Genomic DNA, 23,707 nt, shown 5'->3' on the forward strand with positions numbered 1-23,707 from the left:
CGGTGTCCGTAAAGCTCGTCTTCCTGGGCAAGCTGGCCGATCTCGCGGGCGCGCCCGAGAAGCTCGTGCCGGGACCGCTCGACTGGGCGGGATTGCTCGCGGCGCTTCCCGGACCGTTGGGGGAGAACGCCCGGGGTGACAGGGTCAAGCTGGCCCTGAACGGCAAGATCCTGTCCGACAAGACGTTGCTCTCGGCCGCAGCTGGCGACGAGGTTGCGCTGCTCCCTCCCGTCAGCGGAGGTTGACATGGCGCGGGACGTTCGCCTGCTAGGTCACCCACTGGTGCCCGAGGCCGAACTCGCGGCCTTCTCGGCGGCTCATCCGGCGGCGGGCGGGATCACCAGCTTCGTCGGCAAAGTCCGCCCCGACAAGGGCGTGGAGGCGCTTGAACTCAGTCACTACGAACCGCTGACCCTGCCGGGCATGGAGTCGTTGGCAGATGAGGCTCTTGCCCGTTGGCCGCTCGACGGCTTGCTGCTGCTTCACCGCACTGGCGTGATGCAGGCGGGTGAGCCGATCGTTCTGGTCGCCGCTGCCGCTCGCCACCGCCGCGACGCTTTCGAAGCCGCGGACTTCGCCATGGACCACCTCAAGAGCAACGCTTGGTTCTGGAAGCGCGAAAAGCGCGCCGACGGTTGGCACTGGATCGAACCGCGACAACAGGACCATTCCGACCTGAAGCGCTGGGGTTAATCCCAGATCCTCCCCGAGCTTGCTCGGGGAGGGGGACCGCCGACGAAGTCGGTGGTGGAGGGGTGTTGTGTTCTCCCGCCTACCCCTCCGTCACGCGCCTGCGGCGCGCGCCACCTCCCCGAGCAAGCTCGGGGAGAATTAAGCGATTTGATCGCCATCAAAGCGCCTCTTGGCGATTCGGCGCATCCCTGTCCTCACAGACAGGAGTAAACCGATGGCCGAAAGACTGACCCGCGAAGTTGTCGCCGAGAAGGCGATCGTGCTCGACGAACCCGCACTGCGCCTGCCGACTTCGGTCGACCGCACGTTCGAGTTGCCGGCCGGTCTCTACGTCGCGACTGCAGGCGCCTATTTCGGCTTCCTGGGCGTGATGGCTCTCGGCTTTGGCAATCCTGGGCTGATCGTGCCGATGGCGATCTTCATCGTGTTCGTCGCGATGTTCTTCGCTGTGCCGGCGATGTGGATGAAGATGGGGCCGCTCAACCCGCAACAGCTGACCAGCTGGAGTCGCTTCCAACAGCGCGGGGTGATGACCCCGTATGGCCGCAGCACTGCAGGAGCAGCCACTGTGCAGGTCCTGATCCTGCCGGTTCTGATCCTGCTGTGGGGGCTTGCTGCGGTGATTATCGCCGCGGTGGTCCGTTAGAGCCTGCCCTGCTACCCCGCAGGGCAGGCTCTAGCCTTCCGCGCCTTCCGCAACCCAGCCCAGCCGCGCGGGGTCGAGCAATTCGATCCCGCGCGCACCCTTTCGCCGGATCACGCCGTCGCGCTCGAACTTGGTGAGCGCGCGGCTGACCGTTTCAATCGTCAGGCCGAGCATCCCGGCGATCTCGCCGCGAGTCAGCGGCAGTTCGAACTCGCGCGCCGCATGGCACGACGAATCGCTCGCCCCTTCGGCGATGCCCATCATCAGCCCTGCGACCTTGGAGGGCGCGCCGCGTCGGCCGCTGAGGGCGAGCAGTTCGCGACTCTGCAGCAGATCTTCCTGCGAGCGGCGCAGCAGCGCCTGGCTCAACTTGGGGTTGAGGTCGATCGCCCGGCCCATCTCGCTGCGCGGGAAAACGCACAGCTCGCTGTCGGTGAGGGCGACCACGTCGTGGTGAGCGAACGGGGCGAACAGTTCGCCGATGAAGCCCGAAGGGTGGACGATAGCGAGGATTCGCTCGGTGCCCTGCTCATCGACGCTCGTCACCTTGAGCGCGCCCCTGAGCAAGGTGGCGCAGGCGGAGTTCTCGTCGCCGGCCGCGAACAGCACCTCGCCGCGCTTGAGTTTACGCGAACGGCCCGAGCGGGCCAGCGTCTCGCGCTCGTGCTCGGTCAGGACTGAGCAGGCCGCCCGGTCCCTCACCGGGCAGGTGGAGCAACTGAGCCCCATCAGCGCAAGCTCCCCGACAATTCCTCGAGCACGGCGTTCTGCCGTTCGACCAGGGCCGTAACCCCTTCTCGCGCCGCGGCGATTCGGTCGATCTCGGTGCCTTCGACACCGGCATCGACGTAGAGGCGGTCGAGATCGGCGAGGGCGGTCACGGCTTTGGCCCGCTCTGCCTCGAGCCCGGCGACGGCGACTTGCGCGACTGACCAGTTTTCGCTGCCAACGTCCTGGCCGCTTGCCGCGCCGACGACCCGGCGCGCAGCCGGAGTCGCCGCGGTGAAGGCCTTGTCGGCGATGGCGGCTTCAGCTTCGAGTTGGTCCACGCGGCCGAGCACACCGGCAGGCGCTGCGGGCCGGATAACCGCGGGGGTGACCGGCGTCATCGTTCCTGTCGCCCGCTCTGCATCGCGGATTGCCAGGCTTGGATAGGCGCTGGACGCGCTGGCGCAGGCGGTCAGCAACAAGGCCAGGGCTGGCAGGGTCAGGGCAGTGGGGTTGAAACGCATCGGAACGGCCTTAGCTGTGCACTGAAGCGGATGCCAGCGTTGCGGAACCGAAAATGCTCTGGCGAAGCGTTGACAGGCACCGGCTGTTGGCCTAACGGCGGCGCACTTTCCGGTGCCCCACTGGGCGCCTTTTTTGTCGTTTACACGGGTTAATCCCGGGAAAACGGCAGTCGTAACGAACGGATTTGAAGACCATGTTCGCAGTAGTGCGCACGGGCGGCAAGCAGTATCGCGTCGCCCCCGGAGACAAGATCGCGGTCGAGAAGCTGGCTGGTGAAGCCGGTGACACGATCACGCTGGGTGACGTTCTGCTCGCCGGCGAAGGCAGCGACATCAAGGATGCCGCCAAGGTCAAGGTTTCGGCCGAGATCATCGCCCAGGCGAAGAGCGAGAAGGTCGTCGTCTTCAAGAAGCGTCGGCGGCACAACTACCGCCGTAAGGCCGGTCACCGCCAGCAGATGACCCTGCTGCGCATCGTGGCCGTGGGTGATTCGAAGGCGGAAGCGCCGAAGAAGGCCGCCGCTGTGAAGGTCGAGGCGCCGAAGGCTGAAGCCGCTCCGGTCGCTGTGAAGGAAACCAAGGCTGCGAAGCCGGCTCCGAAGAAGGAAGCCGCTGCCGAGAAGCCCGTCGCCGCCAAGAAGGCACCGGCCAAGAAGCCGGCTGCCAAGAAGGCCGACTAAGAGAAGTCCGAGGAGTAGTTCGAGATGGCACATAAAAAAGCAGGCGGCAGCTCGCGCAACGGTCGCGATTCGGCTGGTCGTCGCCTCGGCGTGAAGAAGTTCGGCGGCCAGGAAGTTGTCGGCGGCAACATCATCATCCGTCAGCGCGGCACCCGCGTCTATCCGGGCGTCAATGTCGGCCTTGGCAAGGATCACACCCTGTTTGCGCTTACCGCGGGCAAAGTGCGATTCCACGATGGCAAGCAGAGCCGCAAGTACGTGTCCGTGGACGCGATGGCAGAAGCAGCCGAATAATCGGATGACTCGCTAAAGGGGTCATCCTCAGGGATGGCCCGGCCGGATCACTCCGGCTCAAGAGGGAGACGGGCCAACCCGTCTCCCTTTTTGTTTTTCTCCCTCGCAATCACACTGTCACGCGCCCTTCCTAAGGCGCGCGGCAGAGTATGGGAGTACGTTGGATGTTCATTCGCACCGAGAGGCTGTTCCTGCGGCCTGGCTGGATAGAGGACGCGCCGGAACTGGCCCGCGCCATCGGCGACGAATCGATCGTGCGTAACCTTGCCCGCGTGCCGTGGCCCTATTGCATGGACCACGCCCGCCAGTGGCTGACCACGCCCAAGCCCGAAAAGCTGCCGAGCTTTCTCATCACAGTGCCCGAAGAAAACGGGCGGATCATCGGCGTCTGCGGCTTCCACGAAGAGCAGGGCGAGCCGGCCATCGGCTACTGGATCGCCCGCTCGCACCAGGGGCGTGGCTATGCCACCGAGGCGAACCAGGCGATTCTCAAGCTAGCCCAGGCGATCGGATACCGCCGCGTGCGGGCGGACCACTTTGCCGATAATCCGGCCTCGGGCCGGGTGCTGCGCAAGGTCGGCTTCGTTCCAACGGGGCGGACCAGCAAGCGCCCAAGCCTGGCGCGGGGAACGACCTCGCTTTCGGTCGAATACTCGGCCGAACTGGACGACGGTTGCTCTGCTCGAATGCCGGTAGCTGCATGATTCCTCCCCGAGCTTGCTCGGGGAGGGGGACCGCCGACGAAGTCGGTGGTGGAGGGGTGTTGCGTTGTGGCGCCTACCCCTCCGTCACGCACCTAAGGTGTGCGCCACCTCCCCGAGCAAGCTCGGGGAGGATCGGTTCATTCACCTGCCCCGCAAAATCTTCGACCACGGGTTGAGATCGGGCTCCCCGATCTTGCTCAGGTGATTGCGGTCGCGGTGCTGGAACAGCGTATCCTGGCCGCGCACCATCAGCATCGTATCCTGGACGTAGCTCCACGAGCCGTCGTCGTGAAAGTCGACCTCGATGCGATAGGAATCGGTTCGGAACGCCAGCTCAAGGAAGGTCGTCGAGCAGATCCCGTACTCGGTCTGCCCACGCTCAGCCGATAGCACCAGCTTGGTCGCGTTGGGCTCGGCATGGCCCGCGGCGATCGCGACCTGCCCGCGCGGTATAGCGATCGTCTGCAGGACCAGCCCCGTTGCAGGCTCCCACAACCAGTAGCCGACCTGGTCGTGAAAGGTGATGTCCTCTTCAGGCGTATTGATATGGACGTGGTAGCGCAGGCCGTAGAACAGCTGCGGCCCGTTGGCCTGGGGGTCGATCGGGATCATCTCGATCCGTTCGCGGAAATCGCGTTGCTCGGGGCCGTCGGCTTTCGGATTGACGTCGACACCGCGCAGGCCTTCCCAGGTGCCGGCCAGGCGGCGCAGGGGGCCGAGGTTGCTCAGAGTCTCGGGATCGACGTCCTCCGGCTCGGTGAAGATGTCCTCGGGTAATTCCACGCGATCTCGCCCCTTGTTGCCGGATGCCCTCATAAAGCCTGCCGGAAAAGTGGCTAGCCGTGCAACCTGCGTGGTTCGCAACTCGCGCTTTCTGCGCGGAAGTACCAGTTCTGCGACATGCCGGTCACGTATCCGATGGCGCATTCGGTCTTGTTGCCATCGCGATAGACCAAGCGGATATGGCCGCTTCCTTCGCAATTGATCGGAACCCCGGCGAAGAAGTACTTGCCGTGCTGGAGCATCGGAGTCTCGGAACCGCAGACCTGCACATGGGCCGCACGGACACGGCCTTGCGGATCATAGACCTGGAACGTGTCGACACTGTCCGAGCAACTGCCAAGTGCGGCCAACAGCAAAAGTGGGTTCCATCGCATCGGCGGATTATGAGCCGGGGCGCAAACCTCCGCAATGGCTACTCGGCGGGCATCACCGCCGCGGCGTACTCGCTGTCATAACGCTGGATCAGCGCCCGGTCGTCCTGGTTCCACGGATGGAAGCCGGGCAAGAAATAGGCGCACCATTCGGGAAACACGCGGCGCAGGATGCCGGGCTGGCCGACGAGGTACCAAACCAGCCGCGCCTTCGCCCGCCAGCCGGTGATCCGGTCCTGCGCCAATAAGTCGAGCGCATCGCGAGAACGATTGGTGACGAAGCGCTTGGTGATGACCAGCATCAGCAGGCTCTTGACCTTCCACCGCTTCCACCGGGTCCAGTCCTTCGTGGCATGGAGCCAGGTGTCGTAGGCAACGCCCTTGTGCTCGATCTCCTCGACCGCGTGCCACCGCCACAGCTCGGCCTGTTCAAGCCTGGCCCCGGCAAAGTGTTGCGGGTGGCGGAGGAATTGGTGCGCGAACATCGCGGTGAAGTGCTCGAGCGCAATGGTGACCGCGAGCCAACCGTGCTTCGGCCGCGCGTAAACGAGCTCGATCAGCCCGGCGACCCGCTGGTTGATCCGGCTCATGTCGTAGCCGGCTTCTTCCGCCGCCCGATTGAAGGCCAGATGTTCGCGAGTGTGGTTGATCTCCTGCTTGATGAAGGCGCGGATCTCGGCCTCGAGCTGGGGCGAGGCGCCTTCGCGGAAGGCCCGGACCGAGTCGATGAACAGCGCTTCGCCGCGCGGGAAGGTCGCGGACATGGCGTTGAACCAGGCCGTGGCGACGGGATCGTCACCCAGCCACCAGCGTTCTTGCTTGGAGTCCCGACCGAAGCGGCGGTCGCGTACCGTCAAGGTGTGGGGCACGATCGCGGCGGCGCTTGCCGCATCCTCGCCGAAGTGGGAAGGTGCGTTCATGGAAGCAGGGTGGGATTAACTGACAAACATGTCAATAAGAAAGCGCCTAACCCCGGATGAGAGCCGCCGCGTTGCTCTGGAAGCTGCGCGGGCTTTGCTGATGGAGGCCGGACCGCAGGCTGTGACCTTGAAGGCCGTGGGCGCGCGGATCGAGCGGACTCACGCCAACCTGCTGCACCATTTCGGTTCCGCTTCGGGTCTCCAGCAGGCCCTGGCCGAGCATCTCGCAGCGACGGTTTGCGCTTCGATCGCCGAGGCGGCAGTCGCCACACGCGCGGGCCTCGGCACGCCGGGAGAGATCGTCGAGCTGACGTTCGACATCATGGACCGCGAAGGCGGCGGCGCGCTCGCCACCTGGATGATCCTGACCGGCAATGAGAATGCCCTCGATCCGATCATCGACATGATTCACAGCCTGGTAGACGAACTCCACCCGCAAGAACTTGCGCCCGGCGCGGAGCGGACCATGCACGAGGCGACGCTGGCGCTGGTGCTGATGGCGCTGGGCGACGCGATGATGGGCGAGCGTCTCGCCCATTCGCTGCAGGTCCCGCGCGATACCACGCGCGATCATGCGGAGACGATGCTGACCGCGGCCTATGTGAAGAGCGGGTACATCGCGGGGTAGGGCTGCGATTGCGGAAGGTCGGCTCTTGCCGGACGGGATGACCGCCTTGGGTGGTTAGCGGACACTGGTGAGGTGACTTCTACGCGCTGGGAAATCGCCCAGTGGGCGGGTCGAACGTTTTGAAATCTGCATCACCGTCAGAGAACGATTTGCACCGCTCGACGAGATCATACAGCATCGCCATTAGATCGCTGGGTGCCCCGAGTAGCGAGAGGTTTTCTTCCGCGAGAAGGAGGTCCCGGAATACTTGTTCCATTACACTGCGATGGTCCGCGCTCGACGAAATCATGTCCATCCCCCGGCTAGTTGAACCAAGAGTTCGCATCGAAAATCAACGTCCGCAATGGGTCGTTAGCGGACAGTCCGCTAGTCCGCGCCTTCCGAAGGCTCCGCCAACTCCAGCCACTGCGGCAACAGCGCCGGCGGGATATCCTCCACCCGCAAGTGATCGACCGCGAAGCCAAGCTCCGGATAAGCCGCTTTGCGTCGCTTCTCTTCGGAGCGGTTGAGCGGCACGACCAGCAACCGCCGGTTGATCTTCTGCCGCCAGTTCATCCGCGCGGTGTTCTCCTGGCCGATGTAGCAGCCCTTGGAGAACGACACCCCGCCGAGCTCCATGGCGTTGGTTTCGAGCCACAAGACGTCGCCAAGTTCGGCGCGGCCCTCGGGCACGCCTAGCGCGAGGCGATGTCGTTGCCACTCGGCATCGACCGAATGGTCCTCGTCGGAAACCGCGGCAATCCAGCGCTGGCCTAGCCCGGGCAAGCGCGGATCGGCGGCGCCGCCGTCGCCCACTTCCGCCTGCCAGTATACGCCAAGCGACGGGTCGACCGCGATCCCGATTTTGCGCCGCAAGCGATAGAGCGAAAGCCGCCGAACCAGGTCTTCGGCAGCCTCGGCCTCGCAATCGAGCAGCAGGGCGCCATGGCCGGTTGGCCAGACGATGAAATCGAACAGGGCCTTGCCTTGCGGGGTCAGCAGCCCGGCATAAGCTGGTAGCTCGCCGGTCACGTCGTTGGTGACGAGGCCCTGGAGGAAGCCGGCGGCATCCTCTGCCGGATCCTCGGGGGTGACGCGTACTACCGCGCGGGAGAATAAGCGTTCGTTGGCCATGGACCGCAAGTTGGGCGGGGCGGTGCGATAGTCAAGCAAGGAGGTCTGTCCTACGCTGCGCGGCTGTGCCATGGGCTTGGCAATGAGCCGTGACCACCCCGTCACCCCCTGTCACTTTCGCTAGCCACGAGAGACCCCGGCATGACCGATTCGCTGACCATCCGCCGTCCTGACGACTGGCACGTTCATTTGCGCGACGGCGAGATCCTGCGCGGGCTCGCACCCTGGACAGCGCGGCAGTTCGCCCGGGCGATCGTGATGCCCAACCTCGTGCCGCCGGTGACGAAAGCGGCTGGAGCGGCCGCCTATCGCCAGCGGATCCTCTCGGCCTTGCCGCCCGGCACGGACTTCGAGCCGCTGATGACCTGCTACCTGACCGACGCAACCGATCCCGACGATCTGGCCGAAGGTTTCGAGGAAGGCGCCTTCACCGCGGCAAAGCTCTATCCGGCCGGCGCGACCACCAATTCCGACAACGGCGTGACCGACGTGGCCAAGATCCGCCCGGTGCTGGAGCGGATGCAGAAACTCGGCATGGTGCTATGCGTCCACGGCGAAGTGACCGATCCGGAGATCGACGTGTTCGACCGGGAAGCGGTGTTTATCGAACGCATCCTTGCCCCGCTGCTCTACGATCTGCCCGAGCTGAAAGTGGTGTTCGAGCACGCGACGACAGAGGACGCGGTCGATTTCGTCGAGGCGGCCGGGCCCAAGGTTGCGGCGACCATCACGCCGCAGCACCTCCACATCAACCGCAACGCCATGCTCGTCGGCGGCATTCGCCCGCATGCCTACTGCCTACCGGTCGCCAAGCGCGAGAAGCACAGGCTGGCGCTGCGTCGCGCGGCGACTTCCGGCTCGCCCAAGTTCTTCCTCGGCACCGACAGCGCCCCCCATTCGCGCGAGGCCAAGGAATCGGCTTGCGGCTGTGCCGGTATCTTCAACGCGCCCTTTGCGCTCGAAAGCTACCTGACGGTGTTCGAGGACGAGGGCGCGATCGACAAGTTCGAAGCTTTCGCCAGCGAGAACGGCCCGCGCTTCTATGGCTTGCCGCTCAACGAGGGGACGGTGACGCTAAGGCGCACCGAGGTGCAAGTGCCCGAGGTGATCGACGCGTACGGTACCGATGTCGTGCCGTTCCACTCAGGACAGACCTTGCGCTGGCAGCTAGCGTAGCGGCGGTTCGTCGAAGCTGCGCAGCTTGCGGCTGTGCAGCGCCTCGACGTCCTGCTTCAGGATGCCGAGCGCCTCGATCCCGACGCGCAAGTGCTGGTGGGTGGCGAACTGGTAGAAGGCATTGGCCTGTCCGGGCAGCTTTAGCTCTCCATGCAACGGCTTGTCGGAGACGCAGAGCAAGGTGCCATAAGGCACGCGGTGACGGTAACCCTGCGCGGCGACAGTCGCCGATTCCATGTCGATCGCGACCGCGCGGCTCTGATTGAAGCGCAGTGCCGAGCGGGTGTAGCGCAGCTCCCAATTGCGATCGTCGGTGGTGACCACGGTCCCGGTACGCAGCCGGTTCTTGACCGCGTCCTCGTCCTCGCCGGTCACGGTCAGCGTCGCCTGGAACAGCGCCTGCTGGACCTCGGCAATGGCGGGAAGCGGGATTTCGGGCGGCAGCACGTCGTCGAGCAGGTGGTCGTCACGCAAGTAGGCGTGGGCGAGGACGTAGTCGCCGATCTTCTGGCTCTCGCGCAGTCCGCCGCAGTGACCGATCATCAGCCACACATGGGGGCGCAGCACGGCGAGGTGATCGCAGATCGTCTTGGCATTCGAGGGTCCGACCCCGATGTTGACCAGTGTGATGCCGCGCTTCCCCTCGGCGACGAGGTGGTAGGCAGGCATCTGGTATTTGCGCCACGATCCGGCGGCGACTTGCGCTTCCGGGTCTACGAGGCCGTCGCGGGTGTAGCTTCCGCCGGGCACCGAGAGCCGGCTGTAGCCTCCGTCAGGATCGCGCAGCGCCGCGGTTCCAAATTCAATGAACTCATCGACATAGCGAGCGTAGTTGGTGAACAGCACGAAGTGCTGGAAGTCCTCGGGCGGTGTGCCGGTGTAGTGCTTCAGGCGGGCGAGACTGAAGTCGGTCCGAGGCGCGTCGAAGAGTGAGAGAGGGCGCGGCTTTCCGGGTTGGTGCTGGAACAGGCCGTCGGCGATCTCGTCTCCGATATGGACCAGTTCGGTCGAGGGAAAATGCCTCGCCAGTTCGGCAGCGCTGATCGTGCCGAGTTCGATCCCGGAACCATCGAGCACGTAAGGGAATGGGATTTCGCTCGCCGAGTAGCCGACAGATACCCTGGCCCGAAAATCGCCGACGAGCTGGTCCAGCTGTTCGGTTAGGTTGTCTGCGAAAAGCTGGGGCCGAGTAATGCTCGTCGTGTAGAGCCCCGCCTGATTGAGCCGCGCGTAGGACCGCGATAGCGGGGGCGGGGCGGCCCCTGGTTCGTATTCGACGCGAAGCTCGGGGTAGGCGAAAGCTCCTCCTGCGCGAGCGCCAGGCTCCGGAGGAATTCCGCGCTCGGCGTAGAGCTGGAGCGCGGTCCGGAGGTTCCCCACCGATGCGTCGTAGAGGGCGCGGAGTTCGTCCAGCGCGGCGCGGACTTCCGGGAATCGTGTCGGCATCAGACGATCCTACCCTGCCCTGGCCAGCAGGTCACCGGACGATCCCGCTCGCCCCACCGGTGACGAAGGCGGCCTTGCCTTCGACTGCCTTCACTTACCGCTCAGCGGAAAGCTGCGGATGTAGAAGGGATCAGGGTTCTTGTCGCGCAAGGCGGGGTCGAACAGGTAACCGATCTTGCCCTCGGTGGCGTAGCCGGTGTTGCCGATGTGAGTGACGCCGGGCGAGGAGTCGAGGCCGGTCTTGATCGGGGTGATCTTTGCGCTGTCACCCTCGATGTCGACGTAAGTCACGCGGTTGCCCGGACCTTCCGCCTGGAGGAACCGGTTGCCGCTGACGGGCCGGAGCGCGTCCGGGCCGTTCACGGGCTCGGAGAGCGTGAGGGTGGTCAGGCCTTCATAGGCGCCACCGGCCTTGCGGTTGACCCGCTGGACCGTGTTCTTGCGGACGTTGTTGATGTACATCGTGCCGTCTGCGGCAAACGCGATGCCGTCGATCCCGACGAGTTCCGGATCGGCCGCGAGCACCGTGAGTTCGTTGCCACCAGGTGCCAGCGCGAAGATGCGTCCGCCGGACGTGTCAGTGGCGAAAGTGGTGCCGCCGCGATCCACGGCGATATCGTTGCAGATGACGGCGCCGCCGGTCGGGAAGTCATGGCTCGACTTAAGTTCGCCGGTCTTGAGGTCGAACGCCTTGAGGCTCGACTTCGCGCCGGGTTGCAGCGGACCACCGAAGGGCGGATTGTTGCAGACCAGGAGCACTCCGCGCGCGTCGTCCACGAGGACGCCCAGCTGCGAGGTCAGTCCGTTCGCCGCGCTCGGCACGATCCACGGTTCGGCCGTGTCGCTGCCGGGCTTGGCGCGGAAGATCGTTCCCGGCACGCTGCCGGTGTAGATGTTACCGGCGGCGTCGGCGGTAATGCTCTCCGGGTGAATGCGGCTGCCGTTCACGCGGATGTCGGCGCTGGCCGACGACAGTGGGACAACGGCGCATCCAGCCGCCAACAGGGCCCCAAGTACCGCGCCGTTCTTCATGATCTCTCCCTCTCGCTTTTCTTGCCTTGAGGGCATCATAGAGCGCGACGGACGCGTTGGAAGGGAGATTGCCGCAGAAAGTTCGCTTGAGGCTTCACAGGAGCCTTCACAGGAGGCTTCGGGCCCGGCAAAGAACACCAAAACAAGGGTATCGGGATTTGGGGATGGGACGGGTGATGCATTTCACCGCTTCGAAGTTTGTTGCGCGGGCGGTTGCGGCCGTGGCGTCGCTGGGGCTGCTCGCCAATGGCATGGCGTTGAGCGCCGGGCCGGCCGAAGTTACCGGCGAGACCATGCGCAACGCCGATGCGGCGGCGAGCGTGGGTGATTGGCAATCGTACAGTCGCACCTGGGACGAACAGCGCTTCAGCCCGCTCGACCAGATCAACGCCGAAAACGTCGGGCGCCTCGGCCTTGCGTGGTACGACGACCTCGAGACCTTCCGCGGCGTCCAGGCCAGCCCGCTGGTGATCGACGGGGTGCTCTACAACGTCAGCATCTACAACATCGTCACCGCCTATGACGGCAAGACCGGCCGCAAGCTGTGGGCTTACGATCCCAAGGTCGGTGCCGAGTGGGCGCGGCTCGCCTGCTGCGGCCCTTCGGCGCGAGGCATCGCGGCGTGGAACGGCAAGATCTACATCGGCGCGCTCGATGGGCGGCTGATCGCGGTCGATGCCAAGACCGGCAAGGAAGTCTGGTCCAAGCAGACCTTCGACGACAAGGACGCCTATTCGATCACCGGCGCGCCGCGGGTCTATGACGGCAAGGTCGTGATCGGCAACGGCGGCGCGGACTATGGCGTGCGCGGCTTCGTGGTCGCCTACGACGCGGAGACCGGCAAGCAGCTGTGGAAGTTCTACACTGTCCCCGGAAACCCGGCGGACGGACCCGACGGCGAGGCCTCGGACTCGGCCATGAAGATCGCGCTGCCGACCTGGCACGGCGAGTGGTGGAAGTACGGTGGCGGCGGCACCGCGTGGGACAGCTTCGCGTACGATCCCAAGCTCAACCTGGTCTACATCGGCACCGGCAACGGCTCGCCGCACATGTGGCACTTCCGCAGCGAGGGGAAGGGCGACAACCTGTTCCTCTGTTCGATCGTCGCGGTCGATGCGACGACGGGTGCCTACAAGTGGCACTACCAGATGGTCCCCGAAGAGGAGTGGGATTACACCTGCACCCAGCCGATGGTGCTGGCCGACATGCAGATCGCCGGAAAGCCGCGGCAGGTCATCATGCAGGCGCCGAAGAACGGGTTCTTCTACGTCCTCGACCGCGCGACGGGTAAGCTGATCTCGGCCGAGACTTATGTCTCAGAGAACACCTGGGCGAGCCGCATCGACCTTGAGACCGGACGCCCGGTGCTCCAGCCCGGCGCGCACAACACCACGACGCCGCACCTGATGAGCCCGAGCTGGCTCGCCGCGCATACTTGGCACCCGATGGCCTACAGCCCGCTGACTGGCCTGATGTACTTGAGCGCGCAGGAGCAGCCCTCGGTCTACGCGCGGGCGGAGGACGGCGCGTTCAACTTCGTCCATCACCGCTCGAACAGCGGGCAGGGCTACGGCAACATGCCGGAACTGCGGGCGCAGTTGCAGCAGGAGGCGAACGCCAAGGAGAAGGGCTATCTACTCGCCTGGAACCCGGTGACGCAGAGCGAGGCCTGGCGCGTGCCTTATGCGCATCCGGGCTCGGGCGGCGTGCTGGCGACGGCGGGCAACCTGCTGATCCAGGGCACGATCGACAAGACGCTGGCGATCTATCGCGCCGATACCGGGGCCAAGCTGTGGGAGATGAACATCGACCAGGCGCCGGTCGCGGGCGCGATCACCTACATGATCGACGGCGAGCAATATATCGCGATCAACGCCGGGTGGGGCGGGTCACCGGTCTACAATCTCGGGCCGTTCCAGACTTCGACTGCCAAGCTGCTGGTGTTCAAGCTCGACGCCAAGGGCGTGACCTTGCCGCCACCGCCGCCACCCTCCGAGCTGCCCCGTCCGCCGATGCTGCGCGCCTCGGAAGCGCAAGTGGGCGAGGGCCGGGCGCTGTTCGGGCAGACCTGCAACCGCTGCCATGGCGACAACGCAGTCGGCGGGGTCAAGGACTTGCGCTTCATGACTGCCGAGACCCACGCGAAGTTCAACGATATCGTCCTCAAGGGTCTCTACGCCGACAAGGGCATGGCGAGCTTTGCCGACGTGCTCTCGGCTTCGGACGTGGAGGCGATCCATTCGTTCCTGATCGCCAGGGGCAACGAGGATTACGCGGACGCGTCCGCCAAGGCACAATAGGGGGAACTTTGAGGATGCGTGCGATTACTCGATTGCTGGCGGGTTGCCTCGTGCTCGCCGCCACGCCGCTGGCGGCCCAGGCCCCGGGCGAAGACAGCGCGGTGCGCGTTCCCGCCTGTGACCGGGCTTGCCTGATCGGCTTGCTCCAGGCGCACATGAAGGCGCTCGAAGCGCGCGATCCCTCCAAGCTGCCGCTCGCCGCCAATGTGCGCGTCGCCGAGAACAACGTGTTCATCCCGGTAGGCGAGGGCCTGTGGGACACTGTGACGGGCGTTGACGCAGTGGGCCTCGAAACCGCCGACCCCTCGACGGGCAACGCTGCCTGGTTCGGCTCGGTCAAGGAGAACGGCGTGCCGGCGATCCTGGCCGTGCGCATCCATGTGACGGACGGCAAGATCGACGAGATCGAAAGCGTGGTCCACCGCAAGACCTCGCTCCCCGCGCCGTTCGGCGACGTGAGCAAGATGGTCCACGACCCTGAGTTCAATCAGGTCCTGCCGCCCGAACAGCGCCGCAGCCGCGAGCGGATGCACGCGATTGCAGATTCCTACTTCGACACGGTCGAGGTCAACGACGGCCAGGTCTTTGCGCCGTTCTCCGATGATTGCGGGCGGCTGGAGAACGGTATCTCCACCACCGCACCGCCTCCGGGCGGCGGGGGCGGCAATGCGGCGGCGATCGCTTCGGGTTGCCGGGCGCAGTTCGAGCTTGGGCTCTACCGCATCAACAAGCGCATCCGTCGCGACTTCTTCATCATCGACGAAGAGCGCGGGGTCGCCGTGGGCCGGGGCTTCTTCGACCACGCCAACGAGTGGGACCGTTATCTGCTGACCAACGGGCGTGAGATGAAGACCGCGCTCAAGTGGCCGAACTCGATCACGCTGCTCGAAGCTTTCCGGATCAAGGATGCGGAAATCCAGCGGATCGAGGCAGTGTTCACCTACGTTCCCTACTTCATGCAGAACCCGTTCTGGGGCCCGGCCGTGGCGCCGTCGCACCAGCCCGATCCCGCCGCTTGCGACACGGCTTGCGTGGCCGCCAATACCAATGCGGTGATGCAGGCCTATCCCGTTCGCGGGCAGTGGCAGCAGCTGCCCTGGGCGGACAAGGTCGCCTATGCCGAGAACAGCGTCGGCATCCGCGTGAACGAAGGCATCTGGCAAGGCATCACCGCCATCGACGCCAAGCCGCTGGTCGTGGCTGATGCCCAGACCGGAAAGGGCGTATGGATCGGCCGGATCGAAGAGCACGGCCAACCCTCCTGGGCGGCGATCACCGTCACCAGCGCGGGTCGCCAGATCGGCGGGATCGACGCGCTGATCCGGCGCAAGGAATACGGCACTCCCTACGTGGAGCCGGTCACTGCGCCGACCTTCGCCGTCGTCCCGCAAGGCAAGCGCACCTCACGCGCGGCGATGATCTCCGGCGCCGAGGCGTTCCAGACGGCCATGACCGCCAAGGACGGCAAGGCCCCAGCCGGGTTGGCCGACAGCTGCCGGTGGGTGGTCAACGGCCAGGATGTCGCGGCCTGCGGTTCGGCGTTCGGCAGCGCGCCGCTCGCGGCGATCAGCCAGATCCGCGACAAGGAACTGCTGGCTGCCGACGAGAGCCGCGGCCTGATCGCTTACCGCATGTTCGAAGACCTCCCGGCCAGCGCGGGCAGCGGCTATCCGCTGACCTACCAGGTCGTGGTCCTCCTGCGCTTCGTCGACGGCAAGATCGAACGCGTCGAGGCGTTCACTTCGGAACTGCCTTACGGAATGAAGCCGCACGACTGAGCGGATGACCGTTCCGTGACGGTCAGACAGAAAAAGGGCCCAGGTGATGGTTCACCCGGGCCTTTTTTTCATTGCGACCTTGAGCTCTTCACCCAGGAGTTCGCGTCTCAGCGCATCGCGAGCGACGTTGTCCCAAGGCTCCGCAATCCGCGACGGGCGGCCGAGCGCGAATCGGTCCAACGGCCGTCGGAAAGTTCGAGTTCATATCCAACCCTGCTCGCCATCGCCGCCTTATAGGCCGCTTCAGCCTTGGCCCATTGCCCGGTCTTCGCATAAGCGGTGCCGAGGTTGATCAGCACGGCCGGATCGCTGGGCTCTTTGACGCGCTGGGCTTCGAGCGTGCGAATGGCCTCTTCGGCCCGGCCTTCAATCAAAGATTCGAAGGCGACTTCCTTGACTTCGGTGACCACGGGTTCCGGGCCCGGCACTGAAGTAACTGAGTGCACGGCGATCACCGCCGATAGCACGAGCATTGCAGCCATGGCATTTCTCCCCGCTTGCTATCTGGCGATAGTGCGCCCGCCCAACACCATCTGCAATTAAAATGTAATAGTGTCATAAAACTGAAATCATCGAAAAACGGGTTAACAGCAAGAGTCGTAATAAATGTAATATTTCGGACATATATCTATTTGGAGGGATTTGAAAAAAAACTGTCACCTCCCGGTCCTAACTGGCGAGTCGCGAACTTCGAATCGCGCCATCCGCATTCCCGGATTTTGAGGGGGACCGCTTCGTGACTAATTTTTCTCGCTCGCTCGTACTTGGCTGCAGTGTTCTTGCGCTTGCCGCCTGCGGTCCTGAGGACATTGCTTCCCCGGGCACCGGCGGAAACATCACCATCAACAACCCGCCGGCTCCGACGCCGAGCCCGACTCCGACGCCGACTGCCCCGGCGCTGGTGACTCCGGCAGCGGGTTGCCCGACCATCTCTGACCCGCAAGGACTCACCAACAGCGGCACGATCACCGGCCCGACCGGCGAATGGCGCATTTGTGACCTGCCGCGGGTCGTTCGCGCGTCGAGCACCCTGCCGCGCCTTCCGGGCGTACTTTACCGCCTGAACGGGCGCGTGGACGTCGGTTGTGACGGTGGCTTCACTGCTCCGACCGCCGGCGCACCTTTTGCCACTTCGACAGTCGGCTGCCCGACCGCCACGCTGACGTCGGACACGGCCGTCCGACTGACGATTGAACCGGGCGTGGTCATCTATGGCGGCACCGGCCAGTCCTGGCTCGCAGTGAACCGCGGCAACTCGATCAGCGCGGTCGGCACCGCGACCCAGCCGATCGTGTTTACCAGCCGCGACAACGTCCAGGGCCTCGAAACCGAGACCTCGCAAGGTAAGTGGGGCGGCGTCGTGCTGATGGGCCGCGCCGTTACCACGGACTGCACCACCGGCTCCGTCGCGGCGGGAACTTGCGAACGCCAGACCGAAGGCGCGCCCGACCCGGCCCGCTTCGGCGGGGCGGACGACACGTACAACGCCGGCCGCTTGAGCTTCGTGCAGATCCGTTACTCGGGCTTCGTGCTAGGCTCGAACGTCGAACTCCAGTCTCTGACGACTGAGGCCGTCGGCAGCGGCACGATCATCGATCACATCCAAAGCCACAACAGCTCGGACGATGGCGCGGAGTTCTTCGGCGGCAAGTTCAACATGAAGTACTACATCGCCACCGGCGCTGACGACGACAGCCTCGACGTCGACACCGGCGCTCGCGTCGATGTCCAGTACGCCCTGTTGCTGCAGCGTGATGCCAATGGTGACGCGCTGTTCGAAATCGACAGCAACGGCAACGAAGCCGACACCCCGCGCACCAACCTCAAGGTGGCCAACTTCACCGCCATCCAGCGGCAGGCCAGCGTCAACAATGACAACAACGACCAGGCCTCGGCCCTCTTCCGCGGCAACTCGGACATCACTCTCGTCAACGGCCTGATCATCTCGCCGAACAACGAGTGCGTCCGCATGCACGGAACCGGGGCGGCTGGTCAGCGCACGACGTTGACGGCGCGTTCGGTGGCTCTGCAGTGCAACGCAACCAAGTTCATCGGCAGCGGCACGGCGGGCGTCGCCTTCACTGCTGGCGATGTGGCGGCGGTGTTCGCGGGCAACAACAACAGCGATGCCTTCACCAACACGCTCACCGGCCTGTTCATCAACGGCGCCAACGAGACCGCCCTGGTGGCGACCGATCCGAAGACGATCTCCTCGTTCTTCGACTCGACTACCTGGGCCGGCGCAGTGCGGAACTCGACCGATACCTGGTACGCTGGCTGGACCTGTAACAGTGCGATCGCGGACTTCGGCACCGGCAATTCGGGCGCCTGCACCACCCTGCCTAAGATCGTGTGATGAATTGGAGGGGCGTGCCTCGGAGACATTCCGAGGCCGCCCCTTCGTCATATCCGGGCTCCGCCCGGTTTTGTTTTTTGTTTTACCCATGGGGGTCTGAGTTATGACCACTGGCAAGAAGCTGGCTGGGCTGCTTCTTCTCACCACCGCGCTTACCTGTCCGATTTCGGCATGGGCGCAGGATGCCGCTTCGCCGGCGGAGCCTGAGGAAGTTGCGGCTCCCGATGCGGGCGCTGAACCGGCTTCCGAGGACCAAGCGGTCGAGGATACCGACATCTCGATCCCTGGCGGGGCGATCATCGTCACCGGCCGCATCAACCGCGATCCGACACAGGGTGCGTCGCAAGTCCTCTCGGTCCTCACGACCGAGCAGATCGCGCGTACCGGCGAAGGCAACATCGCCGGCGCGCTTGGCCGAGTAACCGGCCTGAGCGTGGTCGGATCGGGCTTCGTCTATGTGCGCGGCCTGGGCGATCGCTATTCGCTGGCCCTGCTCAACGGCTCCCCCCTGCCGAGCCCCGAACCGCTGCGGCGTGTGGTCCCGCTCGACCTGTTCCCGACCGGCGTCATCGCCTCGTCGCTGGTGCAGAAGAGCTATTCGGCCAACTACCCGGGTGAATTCGGCGGCGGCGTTATCAACCTGACCACCAAGGCGATTCCGAACGAGGCGTTCCTCACTGTCGGCATCGGCGGGCAGTGGGATACCGAAACCACCAACCAGCTCGGTTATGACTACTTCGGCAGTTCGACCGACTGGACCGGCTTCGACAACGGCCAGCGCGACACCCCGCCGGCCTTGCAGGCCTTCTTCGACAGCGGCGCAAGGATCAGCGATGGCACGGTCGATACGCAGGCGATCGCCAGCCAGCTGGTCACCGGCCGCAACGCCATCGTGCAGCGCTGGAGTCACCTGCCGCTCAACTACTCGATCTCGCTTTCGGGCGGTGACTCATGGGAAGTGGGCGACGGCGAACTCGGCTTGATCGTCGGCGGCGGCTTCAGCAGCAAGTGGCTCAACCGCGACGCGATCCAGCAGACCTCGCTCAGCGCTGACCTCTCGACGCTCGACACCGATTTCCGCCGTGTGACGACCGACCAGCGCATGGTCACCAACGCTCTCGTCGGCTTTGGCTACGAGTTCGGCGATCACACGATCCGCTGGACCAACCTGTTCATCCGCGACACCATCAAGCAGGCCCGTCTTGCCCAGGGCGAGAAGGACCAGGGCATCGCCGACTTCCTGCAACAGGACACGGCTTGGTACGAGCGCCAGTTGATCGACACCCAGATCGTCGGCGAATTCCAGATCGCCGACCGGTTCGGGCTCGACGTTCGTGCCGGCTATGCCAACTCGCAGCGTGAAGCTCCGTTCGAACTCTCGTTCGAATATGTGCGCTCGAACTCGGCGACCGACCCGCTCGGTGACCAGTTCGTCAACCGCCTGAACCGCAATAGCGGCTCGGCAGATGTCGCCTTCTCGGACCTCAATGAGGACCTGTGGTCGGGCGGATTGGACTTGAGCTACGAGGTTGTCCCCGAGGTCACCGTCACTGTTGGTGGTGCTTATCAGGACACCAAGCGCACCCAGTCACGTCGCGGCTTCCTGTTCGACGCTCCGTCGACCTTCGAACCGGCCGTGGGCCTGTTCCGTCCGGATCTGCTGCTGCAGCCTTCGGTCATCGATTTCTACAACATCGGCCTGATCGAAGAAGACGAGAGCACTCCGTCGTTCCTGGCCGAGCTCGAAACCTATGCCTCCTATGGCAAAGCCACCATCGAGTTCGCCGAAGGCGTCAGCCTCGACGCCGGTGTGCGCTTTGAAGCGGCCGACCAGACGGTCACGCCGATCCAGGTGTTCACCAACCCGACGGGATCGACTGCCAGCACGGCGCTGAGCGACAGCTATTGGCTGCCCGGCGCAACCCTCACTTGGGAAGTGCAGCCCGACTTGCAGCTGCGTGCGAGCGCTTCGAAAACGATTGCCCGGCCGCAGTTCCGCGAGCTGATCTACCAACCGTACACCGACCCGGAGAGCAACCGCTCCTACATCGGCAACCCGCTGCTGGTGGATAGCGTGCTGTGGAACGGCGAACTTCGCGGCGAATGGTATTTCGATGCCAACCAGCGCGTCTCGGTCGCCGGCTTCTACAAGAAGATCGACCGGCCGATCGAAGCCTTCGTGACCCAGCTGAGCGGCTTGCTGACGACCAGCTACGCCAACGCGCCGGAAGCGCAGCTCTATGGCGGCGAGCTCGAAGTCCAAAAGTACTTCGAATTCGCTCCGGGTACCCTGCCGGGCGATCGCCGGGTCGTTTTCATCGGGAACTACACCTTCACCCAGTCGAAGCTGAAAGTCGGTGCCGACGACACGACCGCGGCCTTTGCCGCCTCGTCGAGCCTGGCGACCGACTATTTCCGCGACGGTTCTCCGCTGACCGGGCAATCGGACCACATCGTCAACGTCCAGATCGGCCTCGAGCATCCCGACCGGCTCTCGCAGCAAACCATCCTGCTGACTTATGCGAGCAATCGCGTGGTAAGCCGCGGCCTCAACGGCACGCCGCCGCAGCCGGACGTGATCGAGAAGCCGGGTCTGCGCCTGGACTTCGTCGCCCGCGAAGGCGTGCAGCTGGCCGGCAAGGAAGTGGAGCTCAAATTCGAGGTCCGCAACATCCTCGGCACCGGGCACGAGGAGTTCCAGCAGTCGGAAACCAACCGCATCGACGTGAACACCTACGACATGGGCCGCCTGATCTCGGTTTCGGCGCAGGTAACATTCTGAGTTCAATCCTCCCCGAGCTCGCTCGGGGAGGGGGACCGTCCGCGCAGCGGATGGTGGAGGGGTGTCGCGTTCTTACGCCTACCCCTCCGTCACGCGCCTAGCGGCGCGCGCCACCTCCCCGAGACAAGCTCGGAGAGGATTTGCTTCGCAAGCTTAGGCGATGCTCAAATCCCTGCTGAAAGCTACGTTTCCTCAGGATACGTCGAGGCAGTAACCGACCATCCTGATCGTGCGGATCGCATCGCCCATTCCGGCTTCCTGCAGGGCGGGGCGCAAGCGCTTCATCCATACGTCGACTGTACGTTCGCCGATATGGGCATAGCCTTTGCCCAGGCCCTTGATGATGTCCTGCCGCGAATGGGCCTTGTTCGGGTTCTCAGCCAGGAAGCGCAGCAACCTGAACTCGTTGGGCGCCAGCCTTATGGGGTTCCCGCGCCAGCGAGCCTGGAAGGCCACGAGGTCGATCACCAGGCCGCCGGCAACGACGGTACGGGCCGCGTGATGGTCCTGCCGCTCCGAGAACAGCGCCAGCACCCTGTCCAGCACTCGCGTGCGGTCGAGCGGTCCGACCATGTAATCGTCCGCCCCGGCCTTGAGCGCGCGGCGGTTGTCTTCGGGATCGTCCTCTTCGAGCACGAGAGTGAGGTGGGCATAGGCGGTGCGCGGATTGGCGCGCAAGCGGCGGCACATCTCCAGCCCGGATATGCCGGGCAAGGCCCAGTCGACGAAGGCGTACATCGGACCTTCGACTAACCGCCTGGGAGTGTCCTCGACCAATAGGTCGAATGTGAACGTGACGCCTCCGTGCTGGAAGTCGCCCTGTGGTCCCCCAAGCGGGCTGGTAGTGAAAATGTTGACCATGATCATACGCCGCTCATTCCCGGTTTTCAGGACCGGAATGCCGCAGGGATATGACGGGCATGTTACGGAAGTGCGAGCGTTCTCAAACTAGCGTTGGAACCAGGCTCTCAAGCGTTCTTCAGCGTCCTGCCGATCTCGACGAAATCTGCCCGGACACGTCCAAGCATCTCGCTGTCGAAGGAAATCACGCTGTCGAGGATGGACCTCTTCGCGGCGCCGTAAAGCTGCATCAGGGCCGGGGCGAGCGGCGCCGACTGGTCGACGCCCATCTCCAGCGCAATGAGCGCCGACAAGGCGCGTGAAAGCGCCTTGCTCCGCGCGGCCGGGTCGGGGCGCTTGTTGGTGATAAGCGCGAGCCCAAGGCCGCCGACGACCTGCTCGATGCAGATGCGGACGAGCTCGCCGGGATCGCCGATGCCCTGGATGCGGGCTTCGATTTCGCTGCGACGATAGGCTTCGCGCGGGTCGGTGAAGGCCAGCATCAGTCCTTCCCGGCGTTCCAGGCGTCAATCTGACCCTGCAGGAACGTCAAGGTCGACTTGGACGCGCTGATGCGCGTGTCGGCCTTGGAGAAGCGGGCGACCATGTTGGCGCGCAGGGTTTCCTGCTGTTCGGCCAGCTTGGCGGTGTCCTTGGTGATCTGGCTCGACAGCTTCTGGTACCGCGTGATCGACCCGCCGAGCGATCCGGGATCGCTCGCGCTGGTGGCAGCGCGGGCAACTTTGTCGATCGTCGAATAGACGCCGTAGAGGCCGGTGGTGAACATGGCGGCCGCGCCCACGGGATCGCGTGTCAGGGTCGCCTGCAGGCGCGTGGTATCGAGCTTGAATGTGCCGTCGCGCTGAATGGCCAGGCCGAGGTCTGACAGGGTCCTCGTACCTTCCGCTCCATTCGGCATCACGACTTCGCCTGCCAGCTTCGAAAGCTGCTGCTTGAGCCGGCGCGCGCCCGGATCGCCGGCGAGATCGCCGGAGGCGGGATCGGTGGCCGTCTTCAGGTCGCTCGCAATGGCGTTGAGCGCATCGACGAGGTCCTGCATCGCACCGGTGATGCTGCTGGACGGATTGGAAAAGGTGATCTTGGTCGGCGATCCGGCGTTCGTGCCGGTCAGTGCCAGCGACAATCCCGGGGCGATGCCCGTGACCGTGTTGCTGGAGCTGGTCATGCTGAGGCCGTCGAGCTTGAACGAGGCATCGCCTGCCGTGGCGAGCAGCCTGGAGGAAGCGCCACCGGCCGAAGGGTTCCAGGCGAGCGCGGCCAGACCTTCCTCGCCCGGGGTCTCGGTCGCTTCGACGACGAAGCCGTTCTGGGCCCCATCGGGTCCCTTGAGCACGAGCTGCGCGCCAGAGCTGGTCTGCGCGACATAGGCGCTGACGCCCGCGCCCTTGGCGTTGATGGCCGCGGCGATGGTGGTCAGTGTCGCGCCGCTGGGGATGTCGATTTCGACCGCCGCCTTGGTGCCTTCGGTGAAACCCGACGCGGTCGTGGCGCCGAAGCGCAAGGTGAGCTTGCCGGCGCCGACCACGGTCGTGCTCGATGCGAGGGCGGGGCTGGCGAGAGTCTGCGAGCTGGCGAGCGAGAGAACCTCGAGCGAATAGGTCCCCGAACCCTGAGTCCCGCTTGGGCTGGATGCGGTGGCTACGCTGCCGTTGGCGACGCTCGGCTGCGGCGAAAGGTCGCCTACGCGAACGCGTTCGCCCATGGCAGACGCGAGCTGGCTGAGCATGTTCTTGATCGTGGAGGCGGACGAGATCTGCTGGGAAAGCAGCTCAGTCTTGGCCTTCATCCGGTCGGTGCGCAGGGCAAACTGAGCCTGCGCCAGATTGTTGGCCAGGGCCACCATGTCGACGCCGCTGCCGGCGCCGAGCGTGCTTACGATGGAACTCATTTCGCTCATGGATTGGAGAACGTC

23 protein-coding genes and 2 pseudogenes are annotated in these 23,707 nt (G+C 64.8%); 13 read left to right on the forward strand and 12 right to left on the reverse strand.

The window, feature by feature from the left end:
• The first annotated feature begins 2 nt into the window (after positions 1-2).
• The 3 genes from ASD76_RS01610 (at position 3) to ASD76_RS01620 (ending at position 1,339) form a co-directional block, all read left to right on the forward strand.
• Positions 3-245, forward strand: coding sequence for a MoaD/ThiS family protein (locus ASD76_RS01610; RefSeq protein WP_055917538.1), 243 nt, complete (start codon positions 3-5; stop codon positions 243-245).
• Between the two features lies 1 nt (position 246).
• Entirely contained in the window at positions 247-693 is a 447-nt protein-coding gene (locus tag ASD76_RS01615) for a molybdenum cofactor biosynthesis protein MoaE (protein ID WP_055917541.1), read from the forward strand.
• 214 nt (positions 694-907) lie between these two features.
• Positions 908-1,339 (forward strand): hypothetical protein, encoded by a 432-nt coding sequence (locus ASD76_RS01620; protein WP_055917543.1) that lies wholly within the window; start codon positions 908-910, stop codon positions 1,337-1,339.
• Between the two features lie 30 nt (positions 1,340-1,369).
• Here the strand turns inward: ASD76_RS01620 and ASD76_RS01625 are convergent, their stop codons facing one another.
• Positions 1,370-2,041, reverse strand: a complete 672-nt coding sequence (locus ASD76_RS01625) for a Crp/Fnr family transcriptional regulator (protein ID WP_235506453.1) — start codon at positions 2,039-2,041, stop codon at positions 1,370-1,372.
• A gap of 26 nt (positions 2,042-2,067) precedes the next feature.
• Entirely contained in the window at positions 2,068-2,571 is a 504-nt protein-coding gene (locus ASD76_RS01630; protein WP_055917548.1) for a hypothetical protein, read from the reverse strand.
• A gap of 194 nt (positions 2,572-2,765) precedes the next feature.
• Between ASD76_RS01630 and rplU the strand changes: the two genes are divergently transcribed.
• From rplU to ASD76_RS01645, 3 genes are all read left to right on the forward strand, one after another.
• Positions 2,766-3,251 (forward strand): 50S ribosomal protein L21, encoded by a 486-nt coding sequence (gene rplU / locus ASD76_RS01635; RefSeq protein WP_055917551.1) that lies wholly within the window; start codon positions 2,766-2,768, stop codon positions 3,249-3,251.
• Between the two features lie 24 nt (positions 3,252-3,275).
• Entirely contained in the window at positions 3,276-3,545 is a 270-nt protein-coding gene (gene rpmA / locus ASD76_RS01640) for a 50S ribosomal protein L27 (protein WP_055917554.1), read from the forward strand.
• Positions 3,546-3,709: 164 nt separating this feature from the next.
• On the forward strand, positions 3,710-4,249 hold the full coding sequence (locus ASD76_RS01645) for a GNAT family N-acetyltransferase (protein ID WP_055917557.1): 540 nt from the start codon (positions 3,710-3,712) through the stop codon (positions 4,247-4,249).
• A 141-nt stretch (positions 4,250-4,390) separates the two neighbouring features.
• On the opposite strand, the gene ASD76_RS01650 is transcribed toward ASD76_RS01645, so the two are convergent.
• The 3 genes and pseudogenes from ASD76_RS01650 to ASD76_RS01660 all read right to left on the reverse strand — a co-directional run.
• Entirely contained in the window at positions 4,391-5,032 is a 642-nt protein-coding gene (locus tag ASD76_RS01650) for an FABP family protein (RefSeq protein ID WP_235506455.1), read from the reverse strand.
• 53 nt (positions 5,033-5,085) lie between these two features.
• Positions 5,086-5,406 carry a hypothetical protein gene (locus ASD76_RS01655; protein WP_055917563.1) on the reverse strand — a complete coding sequence of 107 codons (321 nt, stop codon included), beginning with the start codon at positions 5,404-5,406 and terminating at the stop codon, positions 5,086-5,088.
• A gap of 38 nt (positions 5,407-5,444) precedes the next feature.
• A pseudogene (locus tag ASD76_RS01660) lies at positions 5,445-6,242 on the reverse strand (metal-dependent hydrolase); the annotation flags it as partial.
• Here ASD76_RS01660 and ASD76_RS18835 point away from each other — a divergent pair.
• Together ASD76_RS18835 and ASD76_RS01665 are read left to right on the forward strand one after the other, a co-directional pair.
• Positions 6,148-6,342: pseudogene (locus ASD76_RS18835) on the forward strand (hypothetical protein); the annotation flags it as partial. The pseudogenes ASD76_RS01660 and ASD76_RS18835 sit on opposite strands and share 95 nt — an antisense overlap.
• A gap of 9 nt (positions 6,343-6,351) precedes the next feature.
• On the forward strand, positions 6,352-6,951 hold the full coding sequence (locus ASD76_RS01665) for a TetR/AcrR family transcriptional regulator (protein WP_055917569.1): 600 nt from the start codon (positions 6,352-6,354) through the stop codon (positions 6,949-6,951).
• Positions 6,952-7,317: 366 nt separating this feature from the next.
• Here the strand turns inward: ASD76_RS01665 and ASD76_RS01675 are convergent, their stop codons facing one another.
• Positions 7,318-8,064 carry a YgfZ/GcvT domain-containing protein gene (locus ASD76_RS01675; RefSeq protein ID WP_055917575.1) on the reverse strand — a complete coding sequence of 249 codons (747 nt, stop codon included), beginning with the start codon at positions 8,062-8,064 and terminating at the stop codon, positions 7,318-7,320.
• 141 nt (positions 8,065-8,205) lie between these two features.
• On the opposite strand from ASD76_RS01675, the gene pyrC reads away from it, so the two are divergent.
• The gene (gene pyrC / locus ASD76_RS01680; protein WP_055917577.1) at positions 8,206-9,240 is read left to right on the forward strand and encodes a dihydroorotase; all 1,035 of its coding nucleotides are present in this window, start codon (positions 8,206-8,208) and stop codon (positions 9,238-9,240) included.
• On the opposite strand, the gene ASD76_RS01685 is transcribed toward pyrC, so the two are convergent.
• Complete coding sequence (locus ASD76_RS01685; protein ID WP_055917579.1) at positions 9,232-10,686, reverse strand: AMP nucleosidase; 1,455 nt, start codon at positions 10,684-10,686, stop codon at positions 9,232-9,234. The two genes, pyrC and ASD76_RS01685, sit on opposite strands and share 9 nt — an antisense overlap.
• 90 nt (positions 10,687-10,776) lie before the next feature.
• The gene (locus tag ASD76_RS01690) at positions 10,777-11,718 is read right to left on the reverse strand and encodes an SMP-30/gluconolactonase/LRE family protein (protein ID WP_055917582.1); all 942 of its coding nucleotides are present in this window, start codon (positions 11,716-11,718) and stop codon (positions 10,777-10,779) included.
• Between the two features lie 176 nt (positions 11,719-11,894).
• On the opposite strand from ASD76_RS01690, the gene ASD76_RS01695 reads away from it, so the two are divergent.
• A complete protein-coding gene (locus ASD76_RS01695; protein WP_055922785.1) occupies positions 11,895-14,018 on the forward strand; it encodes a PQQ-dependent dehydrogenase, methanol/ethanol family in 2,124 nt (707 codons plus the stop codon).
• Between the two features lie 14 nt (positions 14,019-14,032).
• Entirely contained in the window at positions 14,033-15,796 is a 1,764-nt protein-coding gene (locus ASD76_RS01700) for a hypothetical protein (protein ID WP_156457506.1), read from the forward strand.
• A gap of 107 nt (positions 15,797-15,903) precedes the next feature.
• Here ASD76_RS01700 and ASD76_RS01705 read toward each other — a convergent pair whose 3' ends face one another.
• Entirely contained in the window at positions 15,904-16,278 is a 375-nt protein-coding gene (locus tag ASD76_RS01705) for a tetratricopeptide repeat protein (RefSeq protein ID WP_235506458.1), read from the reverse strand.
• A gap of 254 nt (positions 16,279-16,532) precedes the next feature.
• Between ASD76_RS01705 and ASD76_RS01710 the strand changes: the two genes are divergently transcribed.
• Together ASD76_RS01710 and ASD76_RS01715 are read left to right on the forward strand one after the other, a co-directional pair.
• Positions 16,533-18,152 carry a hypothetical protein gene (locus tag ASD76_RS01710; RefSeq protein WP_055917590.1) on the forward strand — a complete coding sequence of 540 codons (1,620 nt, stop codon included), beginning with the start codon at positions 16,533-16,535 and terminating at the stop codon, positions 18,150-18,152.
• Positions 18,153-18,255: 103 nt separating this feature from the next.
• Entirely contained in the window at positions 18,256-20,934 is a 2,679-nt protein-coding gene (locus ASD76_RS01715; protein WP_055917593.1) for a TonB-dependent receptor domain-containing protein, read from the forward strand.
• 192 nt (positions 20,935-21,126) lie between these two features.
• Here the strand turns inward: ASD76_RS01715 and ASD76_RS01720 are convergent, their stop codons facing one another.
• The 3 genes from ASD76_RS01720 to fliD all read right to left on the reverse strand — a co-directional run bounded on the left by ASD76_RS01720 (position 21,127) and on the right by fliD (position 23,683).
• Positions 21,127-21,801 (reverse strand): response regulator transcription factor, encoded by a 675-nt coding sequence (locus tag ASD76_RS01720; RefSeq protein ID WP_055917596.1) that lies wholly within the window; start codon positions 21,799-21,801, stop codon positions 21,127-21,129.
• 101 nt (positions 21,802-21,902) lie between these two features.
• On the reverse strand, positions 21,903-22,277 hold the full coding sequence (locus ASD76_RS01725) for a flagellar protein FliS (RefSeq protein ID WP_055917599.1): 375 nt from the start codon (positions 22,275-22,277) through the stop codon (positions 21,903-21,905).
• Positions 22,277-23,683 carry a flagellar filament capping protein FliD gene (gene fliD, locus ASD76_RS01730; RefSeq protein WP_235506460.1) on the reverse strand — a complete coding sequence of 469 codons (1,407 nt, stop codon included), beginning with the start codon at positions 23,681-23,683 and terminating at the stop codon, positions 22,277-22,279. Before fliD ends, ASD76_RS01725 begins: the two co-directional genes overlap by 1 nt.
• Positions 23,684-23,707: the final 24 nt, after the last annotated feature.

It is taken from the genome of Altererythrobacter sp. Root672, from assembly GCF_001427865.1.
Taxonomy (GTDB): Bacteria; Pseudomonadota; Alphaproteobacteria; order Sphingomonadales; family Sphingomonadaceae; genus Croceibacterium_A.